Genomic DNA, 19,901 nt, shown 5'->3' with positions numbered 1-19,901 from the left:
GTCCTCAGTCCGTCCAGGCGGCGCCGCGCCCCCGCACCTCGTCGAAGACGAGCCAGGTGCGGGTGGAGCGCACGCCCCGCACCGCCTGGATGCTCTCCAGCACCACCTTGCGCAGCGCCAGGTTGTCCGGCGCCCTCACCAGCACCAGCACGTCGAGGTCGCCGGCGACGAGGGCGACGTGTTCCACGTACGGGATCTCACGCAGTTCACGGGAGATGTCGCGCCAGGCGTCCTGGTCGATGCCCAGCGTCACATAGGCGCTCGTGCCCAGGCCCGCCCGCTGGGCGTTGAGCTGCGCGGTGAAGCCCGTGATGACGTCCTCGGCCACGAGCCGGCCGATGCGCGTGTACGCGTTCGCCCGAGAGATGTGGACCTGCTCGGCGAGGGCCCGGACCGAGATCCGGCCGTCCTCGAGGAGCCGGCTCAGGATCTGCCGGTCGATGTCGTCGAGCGGGACGGCAGTTCGTCCGGCCACTGCCCCCGGCAGCGCGTTTTCCTCGGACACTTTGTCCTCCCAGACCCCGATGTTCGGCAGTTCATCGCCGCTTCGGCCGAGCTATTGAACACATATTCCGCGATGGCCACCATTCTCCTGTCAAGTGTCCAGAGAAAGCGAGTGCCCTCCCATGCCTGTGAAGAGCCTCCGCCAGACGGTCCAGGGCCTCCTGCCGTCCCTGACGCCGGTGCGGTTCGTGGCCGAGGACGGCACACCAGTCGCGAAACGACCGGCCGACTACACCGAGCCCGAGGTCGAGACCCTGCTCGACGCCTGGCGGCGCATGGTGCTGGGCCGCAGGTTCGACACCCAGGCGACCGCCCTCACCAAGCAGGGCCGCCTCGCGGTCTACCCCTCCAGCCGTGGCCAGGAGGCCTGCCAGATCGGCGCCGTGCTCGCACTGCGCCCGGACGACTGGCTGTTTCCGACCTACCGCGACTCCGTCGCCCTGGTGACGCGCGGCATCGACCCGGTCGAGGTGCTGACGCTGCTGCGCGGCGACTGGCACTGCGGCTACGACCCCGCCGCCACCCGTGTCGCGCCCCAGTGCACCCCGCTGGCCACCCAGGTGCTGCACGCGACGGGCATGGCCGAGTCCCTGCGCCGCAAGGGCGAGGACGGGGTGGCGATGGCGCTCGTCGGGGACGGGGCGACCAGCGAGGGAGACTTCCACGAGGCGCTGAACTTCGCGGCCGTCTTCCGCGCCCCGGTCGTCTTCTTCGTGCAGAACAACAAGTACGCGATCTCCGTGCCGCTGACCCGGCAGACCGCGGCGCCCGCCCTGGCGTACAAGGGCATCGGCTACGGGGTGCGCTCCGAGCAGGTCGACGGCAACGACCTGGTCGCGGTGCTGGCGGTGCTGACCTCGGCCGTCGAGCACGCCCGCGCCGGTCACGGCCCCGTCCTGGTCGAGGCGCACACCTACCGCATGGACGCGCACACCAACGCCGACGACGCCACCCGCTACCGGGAGGACGGCGAGGTCGACCAGTGGCGGGCCGCCGACCCGGTCGACCGCCTGGAGGCGTACCTGCGCTCGCGCGGCGCGCTCTGCGACGAGGACGTGGCGGCGCTGCGGGAGGAGGCCGAGGAGCTGGCGGCCCGGGTGCGCGCCGGCATGAACGCGGACTCCGTGCTCGACCCGCTGGAGCTGTTCGACCACGTCTACGCCGAGCCGACGCCCCAACTGCGCGAGCAACGTGCCCAGTTGGCGGCCGAGCTCACCGAATCCGCCCAGGCCCAGGAGGACTGACGACCATGGCCAAGGTCACGATGGCGCAGGCGCTCAACACCGCCCTGCGCGACGCGCTGCACGAGGACGAAAGGGTCCTCGTCTTCGGCGAGGACGTCGGTCCGCTCGGCGGGGTGTTCCGCATCACCGACGGGCTGACCCGCGACTTCGGCGAGCAGCGCTGCTTCGACACCCCGCTCGCGGAGGCCGGCATCGTCGGCCTGGCGGTCGGCATGGCGATGGGCGGCTTCCGGCCCGTGGTGGAGATGCAGTTCGACGCGTTCGCCTACCCGGCGTTCGAGCAGATCGCCTCGCACGTCGCCAAGACGCGCAACCGCACCCGCGGACGGATCGGCCTGCCGATGGTGATCCGCATCCCCTACGCCGGCGGGATCGGCGGAGTCGAGCACCACTGCGACTCCAGTGAGGCCTACTACGCGCACACACCCGGCCTCAAGGTCGTCACCCCGGCCACGGCCGAGGACGCGTACTGGCTGCTGCGGGACGCGGTGGCCGACCCCGACCCGGTGGTGTTCCTGGAGCCGAAGAAGCTGTACTGGTCGCGCGAGGACACCGACCTGCAGACGCGCGGGGCGCTGCCGTTCGGGCGGGCGGCGATCCGGCGGGCGGGGCGCGACGCCACCCTCGTCGCCTACGGTCCCTCCGTCCCGGTGGCGCTGGCCGCGGCCGAGGCCGCCGCCGAGGACGGCGTCGAGCTGGAGGTCGTGGACCTGCGGACCCTGGTGCCCTTCGACGACGAGACGGTCGCGGAGTCGGTGCGCAGGACCGGACGCTGCGTGGTCGTGCAGGAGGCCCAGGGCTTCGCCGGGGTCGGCGCGGAGATCGCCGCCCGGGTGCAGGAGCGGTGCTTCCACTCGCTCGCCGCTCCCGTGCTGCGGGTGGCCGGCTTCGACATCCCGTATCCGCCGCCGAAGCTGGAGCACGCGCACCTTCCCGGCGTCGACCGGATCCTCGACGCCGTCGACCGTCTGCAGTTCGCCGACGAGCCGGACACCCGGCACCTGGTGAAGGGGGCGGTCGCATGAGCGCCAAGACGCTGGACGAGCAGCTGTTCCGGCTGCCCGACCTCGGCGAGGGGCTCACCGACGCCGAGATCGTCGAGTGGAAGGTCGCCGTCGGCGACACCGTGGCGATCGACCAGATCGTGGTCGAGGTGGAGACCGCCAAGGCCGCGGTCGAGGTGCCGGTGCCGTACGCGGGCACGGTGCTGCGGCTGCACGCGGAGGCGGGAACGCCGCTGGGGGTGGGCGAACCGCTGATCACGGTGGGAGCGGCGGCGCCCGCGACACCGGAGCCGGCCGTCCCGGAGCCGGCCGCCGAGCGGTACCGCGAGGAGGAGCAGGCCGGTTCCGGCAACGTCCTGATCGGGTACGGCACCGGACACCAACCGGCGCCGCGCCGTCGCCGCCGACGTGCCGGCTCCACGGCGATCGGCGCGCCGGTGGCCGATACGGCACCGGCCGGCGGGACGGCGCCTGCGGCCGAGGCGCATGCTCCCCGTGTCATCTCACCGCTCGTACGGCGGCTGGCCCGGCACCACGGGATCGACCTCACCGCGCTCGCGCCGTCCGGTCCCGCCGGGATCGTCCTGCGACGGGACGTCGAACGAGCCATGGCCGAGAGCGCGCCGACGCCCGCACAGCCCAGGCCGACGCCCGCGCCCCCGCAGCAGCCCGCACCCGCGCAGCCCACACCCGAGGCGGCCCCCGGCGGCCCCGTCCGCATCCCGCTCCGAGGCGTCCGCAAGGCCGTCGCGGACAAGCTCTCCCGCAGTCGCACCGAGATCCCCGACGCCACCACCTGGGTCGACGTGGACGCGACCGGCCTGCTCCAGGCCAAGAAGGCGCTGGAGGCCGCCGAACCCGGCCGCCGCGTCGGCCTGTTGGCCCTGCTGGCCCGGATCTGCGTCGCCGGTCTGCGCCGCTACCCCGAGCTCAACTCGGCCGTCGACACCGAGCGCCGGGAGATCCTGCGCTTCGACGAGGTGCACCTGGGCTTCGCCGCCCAGACCGACCGCGGCCTCGTCGTCCCCGTCGTCCGGGACGCCCACCGGCTCACGACGGTCCAACTGGCCGCGGAACTGACCCGGTTGACCGAGCTGGCCCGGACCGGCAGCCTCCCGACCGACCGGCTGACCGGGGGCACCTTCACCCTCAACAACTACGGCGTGTTCGGCGTCGACGGCTCCACGCCCATCATCAACCACCCGGAGGCGGCGATCCTCGGCGTGGGCCGCATCGTCGACAAGCCCTGGGCGGTGGACGGCGCGCTCACCGTCCGCAAGGTCACGCAGCTGTCGTTCAGCTTCGACCACCGGGTCTGCGACGGCGGCACCGCCGGCGGCTTCCTGCGATTCGTGGCCGACTGCGTGGAACGCCCGGCAGTCCTGCTCGCCGACATCTGATCGACCTCCTCTTCTGCCGCGTCACCCTGGGCGCACTCCACCCACCACCCGACCGAACGTTCGGCCTGGAGCTTCCATGTCATCAGCCTTCTACGCCCGCCACGCGGACCTGCTCGAACAGGCCCTGGCCCGCACCACCGACCGCGGCCACTGGACGCCCTATCCCGAAACCCCCAGCGCCTCGGCGTACGGGGCCGGAGCGCCGGAGTCGGGCGAGGCGGCCTTCCGCGCCCTCCTCGACCGCCCGTTCCCGCTCGACGGGCACCCCACCACCGGCACCGTCCCGGCCACGGAGATGTCGCCGTACGGCTTCCCCCTCGGCGTCAGCTACCCGCATCTGACGCCCGAGGCCGCCGTGGCGACGGCCAAGTCCGCTGCTCCGGCGTGGCGTTCGGCGAGCCCCGACGTCCGGGCCGGCGTGGCGGCCGAGATCCTGACCCGCCTCAACGCGGCGAGCTTCGAGATCGCGCACGCCGTCCAGCACACCACCGGCCAGCCCTTCGTGATGGCCTTCCAGGCGGGCGGCCCGCACGCCCAGGACCGCGGCCTCGAAGCGGTGGCGTACGCCTGGGAGGCGCAGCGGCGCCATCCGGCCACCGCGCGCTGGAGCAAGCCCCGGCGACGGGGCGGCCCGCTGGTCATGGACAAGACCTACACCCCGGTCGGCCGGGGCGTGGCCGTGCTCGTCGCCTGCAACACCTTCCCCACCTGGAACGGCTATCCGGGCTTCTTCGCGAGCCTGGTCACCGGAAACCCGGTGATCGTCAAGCCGCACCGGCGGGCCGTGCTGCCGCTGGCGATCACCGTGCGGATCGCCCGTGAGGTGCTGGCGGAGGCCGGCTTCGACCCGGACGTGGTGCTGCTGGCCGCCTCACGGCCCGAGGAGCGCACCGCTCCCGCCCTGGCCACCCACCCCGACGTACGGATCGTGGACTTCACCGGTTCCAGCGAGTTCGGCGACTGGCTGGAGACCAACGCCCGCCAGGCCGTCGTGCACACGGAGAAGGCGGGTCTCAACACCGTCGTCGTGGACTCCACCGACGACTACACCGGGCTGCTGCGCAACCTCGCGTTCTCGCTGTCGCTCTACAGCGGGCAGATGTGCACCACCCCCCAGAACATCCTGGTGCCCCGTGACGGGTTTCCGACCGACCAAGGGCCGCGCACGGCCGACGAGTTCACCGCGGATCTGGGCTCCGCGCTGGACGACCTGCTCGGCGACCGGGCCCGCGCCACCGCCACCCTCGGCGCGATCGTGAACGGCTCGGTCCTCGCGCGTCTGGAGGAGGCGGCCGCCCTGGGCCGTACCGCCCGTCCCTCGCGGGCCGTGACGCACCCCGACCACCCGGACGCCGTCGTCCGCACCCCGCTGGTGGCCCAGCTCGACGCCGAGGCCGACGAGAAGACCTACACCAGCGAGTGGTTCGGGCCGGTCTCCTTCGTCATCGCCACCGACGACACCGCGCACTCCCTGCGCGTCCTGCACGACACCGTACGGTGCCACGGCGCGCTCACCGCCTGCGTGTACACGACGGGCGGGGAGGTGCTGGCGGCGGCGCGTGCGACGGCCCTGGAGGCGGGGGTGCACCTGTCGGAGAACCTGACCGGCGAGGTGTTCCCCAACCAGTCCGCCGCCTTCAGCGACTTCCACGGCACGTCGGCCAACCCGGCCGCCAACGCGACCCTGACCGACCCGGCGTTCGTCACCGGCCGGTTCGCCGTCCTGCAGTCCCGCCGTCACGCCCCCGCCGAGGAGCACGCCGATGTCCGATGAGGTCTATCTGATCGACGGGGCCCGTACCCCGCAGGGCCGTTACGGCGGGGCGCTGGCCCCGGTGCGCCCCGACGACCTGGCCGCGCTCGTCGTCGGCGAGGCCGTGCGACGCGCCGGGGCACCGGCCGACTCCGTGGACGAGGTGATCCTCGGCGCCGCGAACCAGGCCGGCGAGGACAACCGGGACGTCGCGCGGATGGCCGTACTGCTGGCGGGACTTCCGCACACCGTGCCCGGATACACCGTCAACCGGCTGTGCGCCTCCGGACTCACGGCCGTCGCGTCCGCCGCGCAGTCCATACGTGCGGGCGAGGCGGAGCTGGTCGTGGCCGGCGGGGTCGAGTCGATGACCCGTGCACCCTGGGTGATGGCCAAGCCCGGCACGCCCTGGGCCCGGCCCGGTGACGTCCACGACACCTCCCTCGGCTGGCGCTTCACCAACCCCCGCTTCCCCGGGACGACGACCTTGTCGATGGGCGAGACCGCGGAGGAGGTCGCCGCCCTGGACGGCATCAGCCGCCTGGACGCGGACTCCTTCGCGCTGCGCAGCCACCGTCGCGCGGTGGCTGCGCAGGCGGCGGGCCGCTTCACGGCGGAGATCGTCCCGGTGCCGTTGACGGACGGTGAGATGACCGAGGACGAAGGACCGCGCCCGACCACCACGTTGGAGAAGCTGAGCGGACTGCGCACCGCCTTCCGCCCCGGCGGCATCGTCACGGCGGGCAACTCCTCGCCGCTGTCCGACGGGGCCGCCGCCCTGGTGGTGGCGAGCGAGGCGGCGGTGGAGCGCCACGGGCTGACTCCCCGGGCCCGGGTCGTCACCGCCGCCTCGGCCGGCGTCGAACCCCACCTGATGGGGCTCGGCCCGGTGCCGGCCACCGCCAAGGCCCTGGAGCGGGCCGGCTGGACGGCCGAGGACCTCGACGCGATCGAACTCAACGAGGCCTTCGCCGCCCAGGCCCTCGCGGTCATGCACCGGCTCAAGCTCGACCCGGACCGCGTCAACGCCGACGGCGGCGCCATCGCCCTCGGCCACCCCCTGGGCTGCTCCGGCGCCCGCATCCTGCTCACCCTGCTGGGCCGACTGGAACGGGAGGGCGGCCGACGAGGCCTGGCGACCCTCTGCGTCGGGGTCGGACAGGGCGTGGCCATGCTCGTGGAGCGCGTATGAACACGCGCGAGAAAGCCTCTTCCGAGACGCCGGCGTCCGCGCACCCGGCGCACGTGCACCCGCCGGACGGGAAAACCCCGGACGGGAAACCGCCGTACGAGACGCTGTCGGTCGAGGAGCACGCGGACCGGGTGGTCGTCACGCTCCGCCGGCCCGCCGCCCGCAACGCCGTCAACGGCCGCATGGTCGCTGAACTCCACCGCGTGTGCGAGGAGTTGGAGCGCGCCCCGAAGCTGCTCCTGCTCGCCGGGCACGGCGGGGTCTTCGCCGGCGGCGCCGACATCGGCGAACTGCGGCGGCGCGGCCGGGACGAGGCGCTGGAGGGGATCAACAGCCGGCTGTTCGAGCGGGTGCGCAGGCTCCCGCTGCCCACCGTGGCCGCTGTGCCCGGCTGGGCTCTGGGGGGCGGCGCCGAGCTGGCGTACGCCTGCGACCTCAGGATCGCCGGGCCGAACGCGGTCTTCGGCAACCCGGAACCGGGCCTGGGCATCCTCGCCGCCGCCGGTGCGTGCTGGCGGCTGCGCGAACTCGTCGGCGAGTCCGTGGCCAAGCAGGTCCTGCTCGCCGGACGCACCCTCGACGCCCGGGCCGCACTCGCCTGCGGGCTGGTCATGGACGTCGTGCCGACGGACCGGCTGACCGCCGAGGCACACGCGCTGCTCGACCGGATGGCCCGCTCCTCGGCACTCGCCCTGCGGCTCACGAAGCTCGTCACCGACGCCTCGGGCCCGCATCCCGTGGCCGACGACCTCGCCCAGGCGGTGCTCTTCGAGAGCCCCGACAAGCAGGAGCGCATGACGCGCTTCCTGGAGAAGAAGGGAGGCCGGGCATGACCTCGGCAGCAGCACCACCCCCCGTGGTGGGGGTGATCGGCGGCGGTCGTATGGGCGCTGGCATCGCCCAGTCGTTCGCGGCTGCCGGATCGCGCGTGGTCGTCGTGGAGCGCGACGGCTCCGCGGCCGCCGCCGCGATGGAGCGGATCGGCACGGGACTTCGGCAGGCGGCCGAGCGCGGGACGCTCGCCGGGCCGTCGGACCTCGGAGTGCCGGACCGCGTCGCCGTCGTCTCATCGACCGCCCAACTGCCCCACGACGCCGACCTGGTCGTCGAGGCAGTCCCGGAAATCGCGCCTCTCAAGGCCGAGTTGCTCATCGCCGCCGAGGGGGCCGTGCACGACGGATGCGTGCTGGCCAGCAACACCAGTTCCCTGTCCGTCACCGGACTGGCCGCGGCGCTGCGGCGTCCCGGGCGGTTCCTGGGGATGCACTTCTTCAACCCCGTGCCCGTCTCCGCCCTCGTCGAACTGGTCCTGGCCCCCGACACGACCGAAGCGACCCGGGCCGCGGCCGTCCGCTGGACGCACGCCCTCGGCAAGCAGGAGGTCGTCGTCAAGGACTCGCCCGGGTTCGCCAGCAGCCGCCTCGGCCTCGCGCTCGGTCTCGAGGCGATCCGCATGGTCGAGGAAGGCGTGGCCGACCCGGAGGCCATCGACACGGCCATGCGCCTCGGCTACCGGCACCCGATGGGCCCGCTGCGGCTGACGGACGTGGTGGGACTCGACGTACGGCTCGCCATCGCGGAACACCTGCACGCGACGCTCGGCGAGCGGTTCGCCCCGCCCCGCCTGCTGCGGGAGAAGGTCGCCCGCGGTGAGCTGGGCCGCAAGACCGGTCAGGGGTTCTACCGATGGCAGTGAGCGAAAGACCGCCGGGAGTGCGCGAAAGTCCGACGCCAGTGAGGGGAACCCCGACGTCGCACGGTGTGTCGTACGAGGTCTCCGGGTCCGTGGCCGTGATCGAACTGCGCGGACGCGCGAGCGGCAACGCGCTCGACGCACACCTGCGTGGCGCCCTCCTCATGGCCGCCCGGCGGCTGACCACGGACGCCCGGCGCGAGGTGCGGGCGGCCCTGATCACCGCCCGCGGCCGGCACTTCTGCGTCGGCCAGGACCTCAAGGAGCACGCCCACCTGCTGAAGACCTCGCCCGCCACCGCCTTCGCCAACATCCCGGACCACTACAACCCGCTGGTGAAGGAGCTGCACGCGGTGCCGATCCCGCTCGTCGTCGCGGTCGAGGGCTCCTGTGTCGGCGCCGGACTGGGCCTCGCTCTCTGCGCCGACGTACGAGTGGCGGCCGAGGGCGCCCGCTTCGCCACCGCGTTCGGCGGCATCGCCCTCGCCTCGGACTCGGGCGTGGCCCGCGCCCTGGCCCGGCAGCTGGGCCCCTCCCGCACCGGCGGACTCATGCTGCTCGGCGAGAGCTTCTCCGCGCGGGACGCCGAGCAGTGGGGGCTGGTGCACCGCGTCGTCGCGGACGGCTCGGCCGCCGCCGAGGGGCTGGCGCTGGCCCACGCGCTGGCCGCCGGACCCACCGCAGCGCACCGGGAGACCAAGGCGCTGCTGCGGTCGGCGGCCACCACCGCCCTGCCGGCGGCGCTGGAGCGCGAGTCCGTCGTCCAGCGGCGGCTCGGCGCCACCGACGACCACCGCGAGGCCGTCGCCGCCTTCCTGGAACGGCGCGGCCCGGTCTTCCGCGGCCGCTGACCACCCGTCACCCATGAGCCATGGCCCATGACCCGTCCATGACCACCACCCGTGAAGGAAACCCATGCAGGAGACCGATGTGAAAGAGGCACCCGCCTCCATGAACATGTCCGTGTTCGAGGACACCATCGCCCGTGACCAGCGCATCGAACCCCGTGACTGGATGCCCGACGCCTACCGGGCCACGCTCGTCCGGCAGATCGCCCAGCACGCCCACTCCGAGATCATCGGCATGCAGCCGGAGGGCGAGTGGATCACCCGGGCGCCCTCGCTGCGCCGCAAGGCGATCCTGTTCGCCAAGGTTCAGGACGAGGCCGGGCACGGGCTCTACCTCTACGCGGCGGCCGAGACCCTCGGCGCCGACCGCACCGACCTGACCGAGCGGTTGATCGACGGCAGCCAGAAGTACTCCTCGATCTTCAACTACCCCACCCGCACCTTCGCCGACGTCGGGGTGATCGGCTGGTTCGTGGACGGGGCGGCCATCTGCAACCAGGTCCCTCTGTGCCGCACCTCGTACGGCCCGTACGGACGCGCCATGGTCCGCGTCTGCAAGGAGGAGTCCTTCCACCAGCGGCAGGGCTACGAACTGCTGCTGACCATGATGCGCGGCACCGACGAACAGCGCGCCATGGTGCAGGACGCCGTCGACCGCTGGTGGTGGCCGTCCCTGATGATGTTCGGCCCGCCCGACGACGACTCCCCCAACTCGGCGCGTTCCATGGCCTGGAGGATCAAGCGGCACTCCAACGACGTCCTGCGGCAGCGCTTCGTCGACATGACCGTCCCGCAGGCGCGGAAGCTGGGCGTCACCCTGCCCGACCCGGACCTGCGGTGGAACGAGGAGCGCGGCCACCACGACTTCTCCGCCCCCGACTGGGACGAGCTGAAGCGGGTCGTCTCCGGTGACGGACCGTGCAACGCCGAGCGGATCGCCCGTCGCCGGGCCGCGCACGAGGAGGGCGCCTGGGTGCGGCGGGCCGCCGCCGCGCACTCCGCCAGGCGGACCGCCGGGCTGCGGGAAGGAACGGCGGCATGAGCACGATGAGCAGAGGCGACTGGCCGCTGTACGAGGTGTTCGTCCGCGGCAAGCGCGGGCTCAACCACGTCCACGTCGGCTCCCTGCGCGCCGCCGACGACGCGATGGCCCTGTTGCACGCCCGCGATCTCTACACCCGGCGCAACGAGGGCGTGAGCATATGGGCCGTGCGCTCGGACACCATCGCCGCCTCGGCGCCCGACGAGAAGGACCCCTTCTTCGCGCCCAGCGGCGACAAGGTCTACCGGCACCCCACCTTCTACGACATTCCCGAAGACGTCCCGCACATCTAGGGACGTCCGGCCATTACCAGGCACATCCACAGGAACATCCAGGAGCAGCGCATGACCGACGAGGACCTGTACGTCGACGGTGAGGACGACCTGTACGTCGACGGCGACGGCGCGCGGTGGGCATTCGGCACCGGGTTCACCGACCCGCTGCACGGCGTCGACCAGGCGGTGCCCGAGGGGGTCGACGCGGAGGACCTGGCCGCCTGCTGTCTGGCACTCGGCGACGACGCCCTGGTGTCGGCGCAGCGGCTGGCCGAATGGTGCACCCGCGCCCCGGAGTTGGAGGAGGAACTGGCGCTGGCCAACATCGGCCTCGACCTCCTCGGCCAGGCCCGTCTGCTGTACGCCAGGGCGGGCAGGGCCGACGGCACGGGCCGTGGCGAGGACGCGTACGCCTACTTCCGCGATCCCCGGGACTTCCGCAACGTACGTCTCGCCGAACTGCCGGGCGGCGACTTCGCCTTCACCCTGGCCCGGCTGCTGGTGCTGTCCGTCTGGCGGCTGGCCGCGTGCGAGGCCCTCGCCGCAGCGCCCGATCCGGTGCTGGCCGCGATCGCGGCCAAGAGCGCCAAGGAGCTGGCCTATCACCGGCGTTGGGCCGCGGAATGGACGGTGCGGCTCGGTGACGGCACCGACGAGTCCGCCGGACGGATGCGGGCCGCGCTGGACGCCCTCGCCCCCTGGCTGGAGGAGCTGCTGACGGACCGTGCGGCCGCGCGCCTCGGCGCGGATCCGGCCGCCGTCGCCGCGCGGACCCGCCAAGAGCTGTTCCACGTGCTGGCCGACGCCGGGCTGAACCGGTCCGACGACGTGTCCCCGCTCGACGTGCCGGCTCCCCCGGTCCCGGGCTCCGGCAGGAACGGACAGCACACCCCGCACCTGGCGCCGCTCCTCGCCGAACTGCAGAGCGTCGCCCGCGCCCACCCGGACGCGTCGTGGTGACGGCGTCACCGGAACGGGCCCTGCGGATCGCCGCCGAGGTCCCCGACCCCGAACTGCCGATGCTGACGCTCGCCGACCTCGGGGTGCTGCACGGCGTCGAGGCGGCGCCGGAGGGGACCGTCGTCGTACGGCTCACTCCGACGTACGCGGGCTGCCCCGCCGTGGCCGAGATGCGCGCCGAGGTGGCGGCCCGGCTGCTGGCCGCCGGCTTCGCCGACGTTCGGGTGGTCACGGTCCTCGACCCGCCGTGGACCACCGACCGGATCACCGACGAGGGCCGCCGCAAGCTGGCGGAGCACGGCATCGCACCGCCCGGCCCACGCGGAGCGCCAGGTCCGGCGCCGGCCCGGACCTGGCTGAGCCTGACCGTCGCCCCGCCCGAAGTCCCCTGCCCGCGCTGTGCCTCGGCCGACACCGAGGAAATCTCGCGCTTCGCCGCCACCGCCTGCACGGCACTGCGACGCTGCCGTACCTGTCGGGAGCCGTTCCCCCACGTCAAGGACCTGCCATGACTCCGTCCCCCGTTCGGTCCCGCCCTCGCCCCGCCTTCCACGCCCTGCGGGTGTCCGCCGTGGAGCCGCTGTGCGCCGAGGCGGCCGCCCTCACCTTCGACGTCCCCGACCGCCTGGCCGCCGAGTTCGCGTTCCGGCCCGGTCAGTGCCTCACCGTGCGCCGCGAGATCGACGGCCGCGACGAGCGGCGCTCGTACTCGATCTGCTCACCGGCCGGTACGGCGCCGCGCATCGGCGTCCGTGCGGTACCGGGCGGCTTGTTCTCCTCCTGGCTCGTGCACGGCGTACGCCCCGGGGACACCCTGCAGGTCATGGCCCCGGCCGGCGCGTTCACCCCGGACCTGACCGGTGCCGGCGGCCTCGGCCACCATGTCCTCGTCGCCGCCGGGTCAGGCATCACACCGATGCTGTCCATCGCCGCGTCCGTCCTCGCCGCGGACGAGGACTCGCGCGTCACGCTCCTGTACGGCAACCGGCGCACGGGCACCGTGATGTTCGCGGACGAACTCGCCGACCTGAAGGACCGGTACCCGGCCCGCCTCCAGCTCGCCCACGTCCTGTCCCGTGAGCCGCGCGAGGCCGAGGTGCTCTCCGGCCGCCTCGACACGGCCCGGCTCACCGCGCTGCTGGACGCTCTCCTCGACGTCCGGGAGGTCGCCCACTGGTGGCTGTGCGGCCCGCACGCGCTCGTGCGCGACGCCCGCGCGCTCCTGACCGGACTCGGCGTCCCGGCGGACCGTGTCCACCAGGAACTGTTCCACGCGGACGAGGAACCGCCCGCGGCACCCGCCGCCGACCGCGAAGTCCCCGCCGACCGAGGGCCCACGAGCGAGGTCACCGTGATCCTCGAGGGCCGGGCGACCACGTTCGCCGCGCCACGCCACCGCAGCATCCTCGACGGCGCCCAACAGGTGCGGGCCGACCTGCCGTTCGCGTGCAAGGGCGGCGTCTGCGGAACCTGCCGGGCGCTCGTCACCGACGGCAACGCCGACATGCGCCGCAACTACGCCCTGGAGCCGGCCGAAGTCTCCGCGGGCTACGTCCTCACCTGCCAGACCCATGCCGTCTCCGACACCCTCACGGTCGACTTCGACAGTTGAGAATCGAGGCCGGACCCGACCCGACCCCTCCAGGAGGAAAGCCAGTGCGGTACGCCGAAGCTCCGAGCGTGTCCTGTGACGTCTACGTGGAAGCGGCTGTGTCGCGCGTGTGGACCCTGGTGACCGACATCGCCCTGCCGGCCCGTCTGAGCCCTGAACTGCAGCACGTGGAGTGGCTCGACGGCGCCGAGGAGCCCGCGGTGGGGGCGCGGTTCGCCGGGTACAACCGCCACCGCCTGCTCGGCGAGTGGCGGACCGTCTCGCACGTCGTCGAACTGGAGGAGCAGCGGGTGTTCTGCTGGGCGGTCGTCGACGAGGACGGCCGGTTCGGCACTCCGTCGCGGCGCCCCTCGCACCCGCTGGCCACGTGGCGCTTCGAGCTGGCGCCCGAGGGGGCCGGCACCAGGCTGCGGCAGGTCGCCCGGATGGGCCCCGGTCGCTCAGGTGTCTCTCTGGCGATCGAGGGCACGCCCGGGCGGGAGGAGGAGATCGTGGCCTTCCGGATCACCGAGCTGCGCGGCAACATGGAAGCCACCTTGCACGGCGTCAAGGCACTGGCCGAACGCTCCGACCAGACACCTCCTGGGATCGACGGAGTCCACCGAGCCGGGCACGGAGGGGCAGCGTGAAGCGGCCGAACGGCAGCGGCGGTCTTCAGGCGGCTCCGGAGGTGACGGGGCCAAGGCCGGAGGGCAGATGGCGCACGGCTGTCGACACGACGTCCGCCACCGTGATCGTGTCGACCAGGACCTCACCCATGAAGTCGGCACTGAGGGTGTAGCGGCTGTCCCGATGCGCGTCCAGGCACAGCGGGACGACCGTGAGGCGAGGGCGGGTGCTGGTGGAGAATCGCAGCGTCCGGTGGCTCGTGAACGGGTAGAGCCCCCGCAGCGCCGGTTCGGCGTAGGCCGCCTCCAGGAGCGCGCGGTACTCGGGCCAGTCCACCTCGTCCGCCTCCGTGAGGAGGTGCTGCCATTCGGACTCGGCCAGTCGCACCGGATCGTGGTCGGCCACCTCGAAGCGACCGGTGAGGTGCACGAACGACGCGGCTCGGGAGACGTCGGGCAGCGCTGCGCCGTCGTGCCAGGCCTGCGCCGCCGCGGCGACCTGGGCCAGGTCCTGCGTGGTTCCGTCGATCAGCGCCATGCCTTGGAACGACTCGCAGCCGCGGATCGACCACCGTCGTTCGGCCACCCACCCGGTGATCTCCAGGGCCGTCCTTTGCAAAACGGTGCTTGCGACGGCGGCATGACGGAGAAGGTCGGACCCCGAGGCGGTGAACGGGACCGACAAGCCGTCCTCGAGCGCGGTGGCTCGGAGCGCTGCGGCGAGGCTCCCTCGTGCAGCAACGTCGGAATACAGCGCAGCGGGATCAGTTGACATGGCCATGGATCCGATTCTGTCCCAGCGCTCCAAGAGGCCGCGCCCATGAACGCCGGTCCGGCCGGCCCGAGGCGACCGGCTACAGTGCGCGAGACGGCAGCCTGGGCCGAGAGGGGAAGCGTGACCGACACCAGCGACACCCGACCCGCCGACAGCGATGCACGGGCTCCGCGGCAGAGCCGGCTGCACCGCCTGATGCGCTACCTCCCCCTGATCGCCCCCGTCCTGCTGTGGGCCGTGCCCTGCTGGGTGCTCCTGCACGCCGGCCAGCACTGGCCGCTGCCCGTCACGCTCAGCGGCACCGCCCTGTTCGCCCTCGGCCTCCTCGGTATGCCGCTCGCGATGGCACGCGGCCACGGCCGGCGCCAGCAGGACCGGGCGGCGATCGTCGGTGACACCCTGCTGGGCAGCAGTTGGGTCCTGTTCACCTGGTCCGTTCTGCTCGGCGTCCTGCTGCGGCTCGCCCTGACCGCAGCCGGCGTCGGCGAGAGTCAGGACCGGGCCCGCTTCGTCACGTGGGCCGTCCTGGGCACCACCGCCGTACTGCTCGCCTGGGGATACGCCGAGGCCCGCCGCGTACCACGCGTGCGTCGGCTCGACGTGCAACTCCCGCGGCTGGGCGCCGGGTTGGACGGCGTGCGCGTCGTCCTCATCACCGACACCCACTACGGTCCCCTCGATCGCGCGCGCTGGTCGACACGGGTGTGCGAGACGGTGAACACCCTGGAAGCCGACCTGGTCTGCCACACCGGCGACATCGCGGACGGCACGGCCGAACGCCGCCGCGCCCAGGCCGCCCCGCTCGCCACCGTGCGGGCGACCCGGGCCCGTGTGTACGTCACCGGCAACCACGAGTACTACAGCGAGGCCCAGGGCTGGGTCGATCTGATGGACGAGCTGGGCTGGGAGCCGCTGCGCAACCGCCATCTGCTCCTCGAACGCGGAGGCGACACCCTCGTGGTCGCCGGCGTGGACGACGTCACCGCCGAGTCCTCCGGCCTGGCGGGCCACCGCGCCCACCTCGCCGGAGCCCTGAACGGCGCCGACCCCGACCTGCCCGTCCTGCTCCTGGCACACCAGCCCAAGTTCATCGACCGGGCGGCCGCCGCCGGCATCGACCTCCAACTCTCCGGCCACACCCACGGCGGCCAGATCTGGCCCTTCCACCACCTCGTCCGCATCGACCAGCCCGCCCTCGCAGGCCTCAGCCACCACGGCCCCCGCACCCTCCTCTACACCAGCCGCGGCACCGGTTTCTGGGGCCCGCCGTTCCGCGTCTTCGCCCCCAGCGAGATCACCCTGCTCGTGCTCCGCTCCCCGCACCCGCCCACCTCGACGTAGCACTCGGCGGGCCGACACATCCGCCATGTGCAGTCGACGAGCCGGGGGACGCGACGTCGGCGGATGACCGGGCTCGTCCCGCCGAGGGCAAGATCCGGACCCTTCCCGGGCCGCTCCCCCAGGAGAACCCTTGACGTACGTTGATCCCCGGAAGCGCGCCCATGCTGAGGAAAACGGCATCCCGCACGCTCCGGAGGAAGTCATCGCCGAGTGGCACGCGCTGGCGGAGACGGTGTGCCGAGAGCTGCGACACGCCGGTCTTCCCGCTTACGTGCAGCGTCCCGGCACCCTGGCGGACAGGCAGGCCGGCGCACGCGTTGCCGTCGACACCATGGACGGTCCGGCAGGCGGCGTCCACGTCAGCTGGAACGCCGGTGAATCCCTGACCGAGGCCGCCTTCGCATGCATGCAGCCGGATCGGCTCGATCTCCGCGACCCGGTGATCGAGCACGGCGCGCGCATCGGTTCGCTCATGGACGGGACGATCAAGAGCGTGCTCACGCTCGCCGGTTTCCGCACCCGTGACGCCGTCGAGCTCAACGACCTGGCCTCGGGCACCCATGTCGCGGGCCGCCGGACGAGACAGTGGTTCATCGAGTACGTCCTCACGGAGGGTGTACTCGGTCTCATCGCCGCTGTCCGTTCCCGCGACACGAGCGGTGACGATTCCGGTGCGCCACGCGGTGGCAGGGCGGTGGGGCGCACGGCACGGCTCACCGGCAGGGGCATCCGGATCGTGCAGGACGGTCTGCACCGTATGGCGGACGACGACCGGCAGGAGTTCGCCCGCGTCCTCCACCGGCTGGCCGGGGCGATGCACAGCCAGGACATGGCGCACAGGGGCTTCTGGCAGGCGGACCGGTCGCTGCTGGAACTTCCCGCCGAGCTCTGCCTCCCCGCGCAGGGACCGCCGGCCGCAGCCGGTGCTTCGGTGACCCGGTCCGAAGTGCTCGGCGCCGCCTACATGGCGCTGGTCGGCGGTATCCAGGCGGCCGGCGAGGACACCGTCGGCGACGATGACACCGTCAGGATCACCGAAGCCTGGACGGGGACCCTTCGGAGGCGGATGGACCAGGCGCCCGACGAGGACCGGCAGGAGCTGATCCGCCTCTTCCGGAAGGCGGCCGGCGAGGAGAGCGACCCCTCGCACAAGGCGTTCGCTTCCGGTTTCCCGGAGGCCGTCGGTCTGGTCGAGAAGGGCGAGGGAACGACAGCCGCCTGATCCGTCGCCCCGACCTCGGCTCCTGTTTCCCGCTGCGGCCGTCCCACCGGCCTCCCGCGAACGCGTGGCGGCCGGTCGGGACTTCGCCGGACGGTCACGTATCGGCGGGGGCCAGCACGATGTCGAAGGAGACCCGTGACCACGAGCCGTCCACCGCGTGACCGTCCGGCGTCGGGGAGCCGGGGGCCTGGCGCGCGAACTCCTTCACCAGGGACGGCTTGACCCCGAACACCGTGTCCGTGGCGAGCAGTTCGTCGCCGCGGACGAAGATGTGGGTGACCAGCGTGCGCAGTCCGGCGGCGCTGACCATGAAGTGCAGATGCGAGGCACGCATGGGGGACCGGCCGACGGCCGCCAGCATCCTGCCCACGGGACCGTCGTGCGGGATGGGGTACGGCGTCGGCGTGACGCCCCAGAACGAGTAGCGGCCCTCGGCGTCGGTGAACAGATGGCCGCGGGCGGCGGTCCGGCCGTCGTCGTGCTGGACGTCGTAGAGGCCTTCCGCGTCGGCCTCCCAGACTTCGACGCGGGCGCCGGCGACCGGGTGCCCGTCGCTGTCGGAGACGCTGCCCTCGACCCAGCACGGTTCGCCGGCCGCGCCGGCGGAGATGGAGCCGCCGACGGGGATCTCGGGGCTGTTCTCGACGAAGAACGGGCCGAAGACGGTCGCCTCGGTCGCATCGCCGCGCGCCTCGTTGTTGATGCCGATGGTCTGCATGGAAAGGCCGAGTACGTCGGAGAGCAGGATGAACTCCTGGCGCTTGGCGTCCGTGATGTGTCCGGCGGCGGTGAGGAACTCGATGCCCTTGGCCCACTCCTCCTCGGTCAGGCGGACCTCGCGGGCGAAGGCATGCAGGTGGTGCACGAGCGAGGTCATCAGCTGCTTGAGCCGCGGGTCGGGGCAGTCGTCGAAGGAACGGACGACGCGCTCGACCAGGTCCGCCTCGCGACGTTCCTGTTCCTTGGAGACGCTGTCGGTCATCGGGGCTCTGCTCCTTCCCAGGCCGCGTGCAGCAGCCCGGTGATGTTCTCGCGGGTCACGGAGGTCGGATTGCCCGGCGGCACGGCGGCGAGGACGGCTTCAGCGGCGGGGGCGACGCCGGACTGCGGCATGCCGTAGTCGCGAAGGGCCCGGGGCGCGTCGAGCCGGGTGCGCAGTCGGGCGAGTCCGCCGGTCGCGGAGTCGGCGTCGAGGGCCGCGGCGATGCGTCGCTCGGCGTCCGGCGCCGCCGGCGCGTTGAAGGCGAGCACGTGAGGAAGCACGACGGCGTGTGTCTGGGCGTGCGGGAGGTCGAACATGCCGCCGAGCACGTGACAGATCTTGTGGTGGAGCCCCGATCCCGCCGAGGCGAACACCACCGCGGCGAGGTAGGCGCCGTACAGGGCGTGCTCACACCCGTCGAGTCCGCGCGGCTCGGCGGCGACCAGCGGCAGTCCGACGCGCAGGGCCCGAATGGCCTCGTCGGCCAGTGCCCGGTCGATCGGGTCGGCCCGTGGGGCCCACATCGAATCGACGCAGTGCGCCAGGGCGTTGAGTCCGGACGCCACGCTCAGCTCGACCGGCAGGGTGAGCATGAGCGTCGCGTCGTACACGATCGTGCGCGGGAGAACCCGGGGGTCGGTGCCGGTGGTCTTCCGGCCGTCCTCGGTGAGGCCCCAGACGTTGGTGGCCTCCGAGCCCGCGTAGGTGGTCGGCACCGCGACGATGGGCAGGCCGGTGGTGAGCGCCACGGCCTTGGCCAGGCCGGTCGTGGAGCCGCCGCCGATGCAGACGAGCGCGTCGACGCGATGGACGGCGGCCTGTCGTATGGCCCGCTCGGCGACCTCGACCGGCACGTGCATGGCCACCTCGTGGTGCCAGTGCGCCACGGGCAGCTGCGCGGCGATCCGGTGGGCGAGTTCGCGTGCGGCTTCCCCGGCGATCACCATGACCCGCTCCGCGCCGAGTTCCTTGATCTCGTCCGCCAGGTTCCGCGCCGCCGCGGCGGAGGCGAACCGCACGCGCTGCGCGAGTGTGTCGTGGTCGAACCGCATGTCCTTCACGCCTTCCCCGGGATCCGGCGCATCGCCGTCCGCAGTGCGCCCTAGGGGTCCTCGGGCACGGTCGTCGAGCGCCGGGCGATGTGCTTGTCGGGTCGCACCAGTACGGCGCCGTCCTCGTCGACGTCGCGCAGCTTCGCCCAGTCGTAGTCTGTACGCCGCGTCCGGCCGACGCGAGAGGATGCGTCCGGGCCCGCCGGCTCCGGCGGCCGCGAACAGCCTCGACGGGCGCCGCCCGCTTCGGCTCCCACGTCAACCTGGGCTCGACTGCCCGGGACGATCAGATCGACCCCGATCTCGTCAACGCGGGCGAGGTCCCGGTCACCGCATTGCGCGGAGCCGCCCACTGGCACATCGGAGCCCCCGACGCCATCCCGGCCGTCGGCGG

Annotated in this window: 21 protein-coding genes; 16 read left to right on the top strand and 5 right to left on the bottom strand. The window is 72.9% G+C overall.

All coding sequences use genetic code 11. The features are described 5' to 3' along the window. Positions 1-4: 4 nt before the first annotated feature. Entirely contained in the window at positions 5-505 is a 501-nt protein-coding gene (locus ACZ7DE_RS23280; RefSeq protein WP_470764118.1) for an Lrp/AsnC family transcriptional regulator, read from the bottom strand. A gap of 121 nt (positions 506-626) precedes the next feature. Between ACZ7DE_RS23280 and pdhA the strand changes: the two genes are divergently transcribed. The 14 genes from pdhA (at position 627) to ACZ7DE_RS23210 (ending at position 14,156) form a co-directional block, all read left to right on the top strand. Continuing rightward, positions 627-1,748, top strand: coding sequence for a pyruvate dehydrogenase (acetyl-transferring) E1 component subunit alpha (gene pdhA / locus ACZ7DE_RS23275; protein ID WP_470764116.1), 1,122 nt, complete (start codon positions 627-629; stop codon positions 1,746-1,748). A gap of 5 nt (positions 1,749-1,753) precedes the next feature. Beyond that, positions 1,754-2,773, top strand: coding sequence for an alpha-ketoacid dehydrogenase subunit beta (locus ACZ7DE_RS23270; protein WP_470764114.1), 1,020 nt, complete (start codon positions 1,754-1,756; stop codon positions 2,771-2,773). Beyond that, on the top strand, positions 2,770-4,152 hold the full coding sequence (locus ACZ7DE_RS23265) for a dihydrolipoamide acetyltransferase family protein (RefSeq protein ID WP_470764112.1): 1,383 nt from the start codon (positions 2,770-2,772) through the stop codon (positions 4,150-4,152). Before ACZ7DE_RS23270 ends, ACZ7DE_RS23265 begins: the two co-directional genes overlap by 4 nt. A 76-nt stretch (positions 4,153-4,228) precedes the next feature. Beyond that, positions 4,229-5,926: a phenylacetic acid degradation protein PaaN gene (paaN, locus tag ACZ7DE_RS23260; RefSeq protein ID WP_470764110.1), complete on the top strand. Its 1,698-nt coding sequence runs from the start codon at positions 4,229-4,231 to the stop codon at positions 5,924-5,926. Beyond that, positions 5,916-7,097 carry a thiolase family protein gene (locus ACZ7DE_RS23255; protein ID WP_470764108.1) on the top strand — a complete coding sequence of 394 codons (1,182 nt, stop codon included), beginning with the start codon at positions 5,916-5,918 and terminating at the stop codon, positions 7,095-7,097. The genes paaN and ACZ7DE_RS23255 overlap by 11 nt, the downstream gene beginning before the upstream one ends. Continuing rightward, positions 7,094-7,930, top strand: coding sequence for an enoyl-CoA hydratase/isomerase family protein (locus tag ACZ7DE_RS23250; protein WP_470764106.1), 837 nt, complete (start codon positions 7,094-7,096; stop codon positions 7,928-7,930). Before ACZ7DE_RS23255 ends, ACZ7DE_RS23250 begins: the two co-directional genes overlap by 4 nt. Further along, positions 7,927-8,793: a 3-hydroxyacyl-CoA dehydrogenase family protein gene (locus ACZ7DE_RS23245; protein WP_470764104.1), complete on the top strand. Its 867-nt coding sequence runs from the start codon at positions 7,927-7,929 to the stop codon at positions 8,791-8,793. The genes ACZ7DE_RS23250 and ACZ7DE_RS23245 overlap by 4 nt, the downstream gene beginning before the upstream one ends. An 89-nt stretch (positions 8,794-8,882) precedes the next feature. Next, positions 8,883-9,641: an enoyl-CoA hydratase/isomerase family protein gene (locus tag ACZ7DE_RS23240; protein WP_470764102.1), complete on the top strand. Its 759-nt coding sequence runs from the start codon at positions 8,883-8,885 to the stop codon at positions 9,639-9,641. A gap of 64 nt (positions 9,642-9,705) precedes the next feature. Further along, positions 9,706-10,680, top strand: coding sequence for a 1,2-phenylacetyl-CoA epoxidase subunit PaaA (paaA, locus tag ACZ7DE_RS23235; RefSeq protein WP_470764101.1), 975 nt, complete (start codon positions 9,706-9,708; stop codon positions 10,678-10,680). Then, entirely contained in the window at positions 10,677-10,973 is a 297-nt protein-coding gene (gene paaB / locus ACZ7DE_RS23230; RefSeq protein ID WP_470764100.1) for a 1,2-phenylacetyl-CoA epoxidase subunit PaaB, read from the top strand. The genes paaA and paaB overlap by 4 nt, the downstream gene beginning before the upstream one ends. A gap of 51 nt (positions 10,974-11,024) precedes the next feature. Then, positions 11,025-11,915, top strand: coding sequence for a 1,2-phenylacetyl-CoA epoxidase subunit PaaC (gene paaC / locus ACZ7DE_RS23225; RefSeq protein WP_470764099.1), 891 nt, complete (start codon positions 11,025-11,027; stop codon positions 11,913-11,915). A gap of 59 nt (positions 11,916-11,974) precedes the next feature. Next, on the top strand, positions 11,975-12,427 hold the full coding sequence (gene paaD, locus ACZ7DE_RS23220) for a 1,2-phenylacetyl-CoA epoxidase subunit PaaD (protein WP_470764253.1): 453 nt from the start codon (positions 11,975-11,977) through the stop codon (positions 12,425-12,427). Then, positions 12,424-13,527 carry a 1,2-phenylacetyl-CoA epoxidase subunit PaaE gene (gene paaE / locus ACZ7DE_RS23215; protein ID WP_470764097.1) on the top strand — a complete coding sequence of 368 codons (1,104 nt, stop codon included), beginning with the start codon at positions 12,424-12,426 and terminating at the stop codon, positions 13,525-13,527. The genes paaD and paaE overlap by 4 nt, the downstream gene beginning before the upstream one ends. A gap of 68 nt (positions 13,528-13,595) precedes the next feature. Next, positions 13,596-14,156, top strand: coding sequence for an SRPBCC family protein (locus tag ACZ7DE_RS23210; RefSeq protein ID WP_470764094.1), 561 nt, complete (start codon positions 13,596-13,598; stop codon positions 14,154-14,156). A gap of 25 nt (positions 14,157-14,181) precedes the next feature. On the opposite strand, the gene ACZ7DE_RS23205 is transcribed toward ACZ7DE_RS23210, so the two are convergent. Further along, entirely contained in the window at positions 14,182-14,721 is a 540-nt protein-coding gene (locus ACZ7DE_RS23205) for a DUF6193 family natural product biosynthesis protein (RefSeq protein WP_470764092.1), read from the bottom strand. Between the two features lie 309 nt (positions 14,722-15,030). Between ACZ7DE_RS23205 and ACZ7DE_RS23200 the strand changes: the two genes are divergently transcribed. Both ACZ7DE_RS23200 and ACZ7DE_RS23195 read left to right on the top strand, forming a co-directional pair. Beyond that, a complete protein-coding gene (locus ACZ7DE_RS23200; RefSeq protein WP_470764090.1) occupies positions 15,031-16,251 on the top strand; it encodes a metallophosphoesterase in 1,221 nt (406 codons plus the stop codon). 130 nt (positions 16,252-16,381) lie between these two features. Further along, a complete protein-coding gene (locus ACZ7DE_RS23195) occupies positions 16,382-17,473 on the top strand; it encodes a hypothetical protein (protein ID WP_470764088.1) in 1,092 nt (363 codons plus the stop codon). Positions 17,474-17,567: 94 nt separating this feature from the next. Here the strand turns inward: ACZ7DE_RS23195 and ACZ7DE_RS23190 are convergent, their stop codons facing one another. From ACZ7DE_RS23190 to ACZ7DE_RS23180, 3 genes are read right to left on the bottom strand one after another with little or no spacing between them, the layout of a single operon-like run. Next, positions 17,568-18,455: an intradiol ring-cleavage dioxygenase gene (locus ACZ7DE_RS23190; protein WP_470764086.1), complete on the bottom strand. Its 888-nt coding sequence runs from the start codon at positions 18,453-18,455 to the stop codon at positions 17,568-17,570. Continuing rightward, positions 18,452-19,507 (bottom strand): maleylacetate reductase, encoded by a 1,056-nt coding sequence (locus tag ACZ7DE_RS23185; RefSeq protein ID WP_470764084.1) that lies wholly within the window; start codon positions 19,505-19,507, stop codon positions 18,452-18,454. The genes ACZ7DE_RS23190 and ACZ7DE_RS23185 overlap by 4 nt, the downstream gene beginning before the upstream one ends. Before the next feature lie 50 nt (positions 19,508-19,557). Further along, a complete protein-coding gene (locus ACZ7DE_RS23180; protein ID WP_470764082.1) occupies positions 19,558-19,764 on the bottom strand; it encodes a hypothetical protein in 207 nt (68 codons plus the stop codon). Between the last annotated feature and the right edge of the window lie 137 nt (positions 19,765-19,901).

It is taken from the genome of Streptomyces sp. NPDC037083 (assembly GCF_055606485.1).
This window is presented reverse-complemented; position numbering and strand designations above follow the sequence as displayed.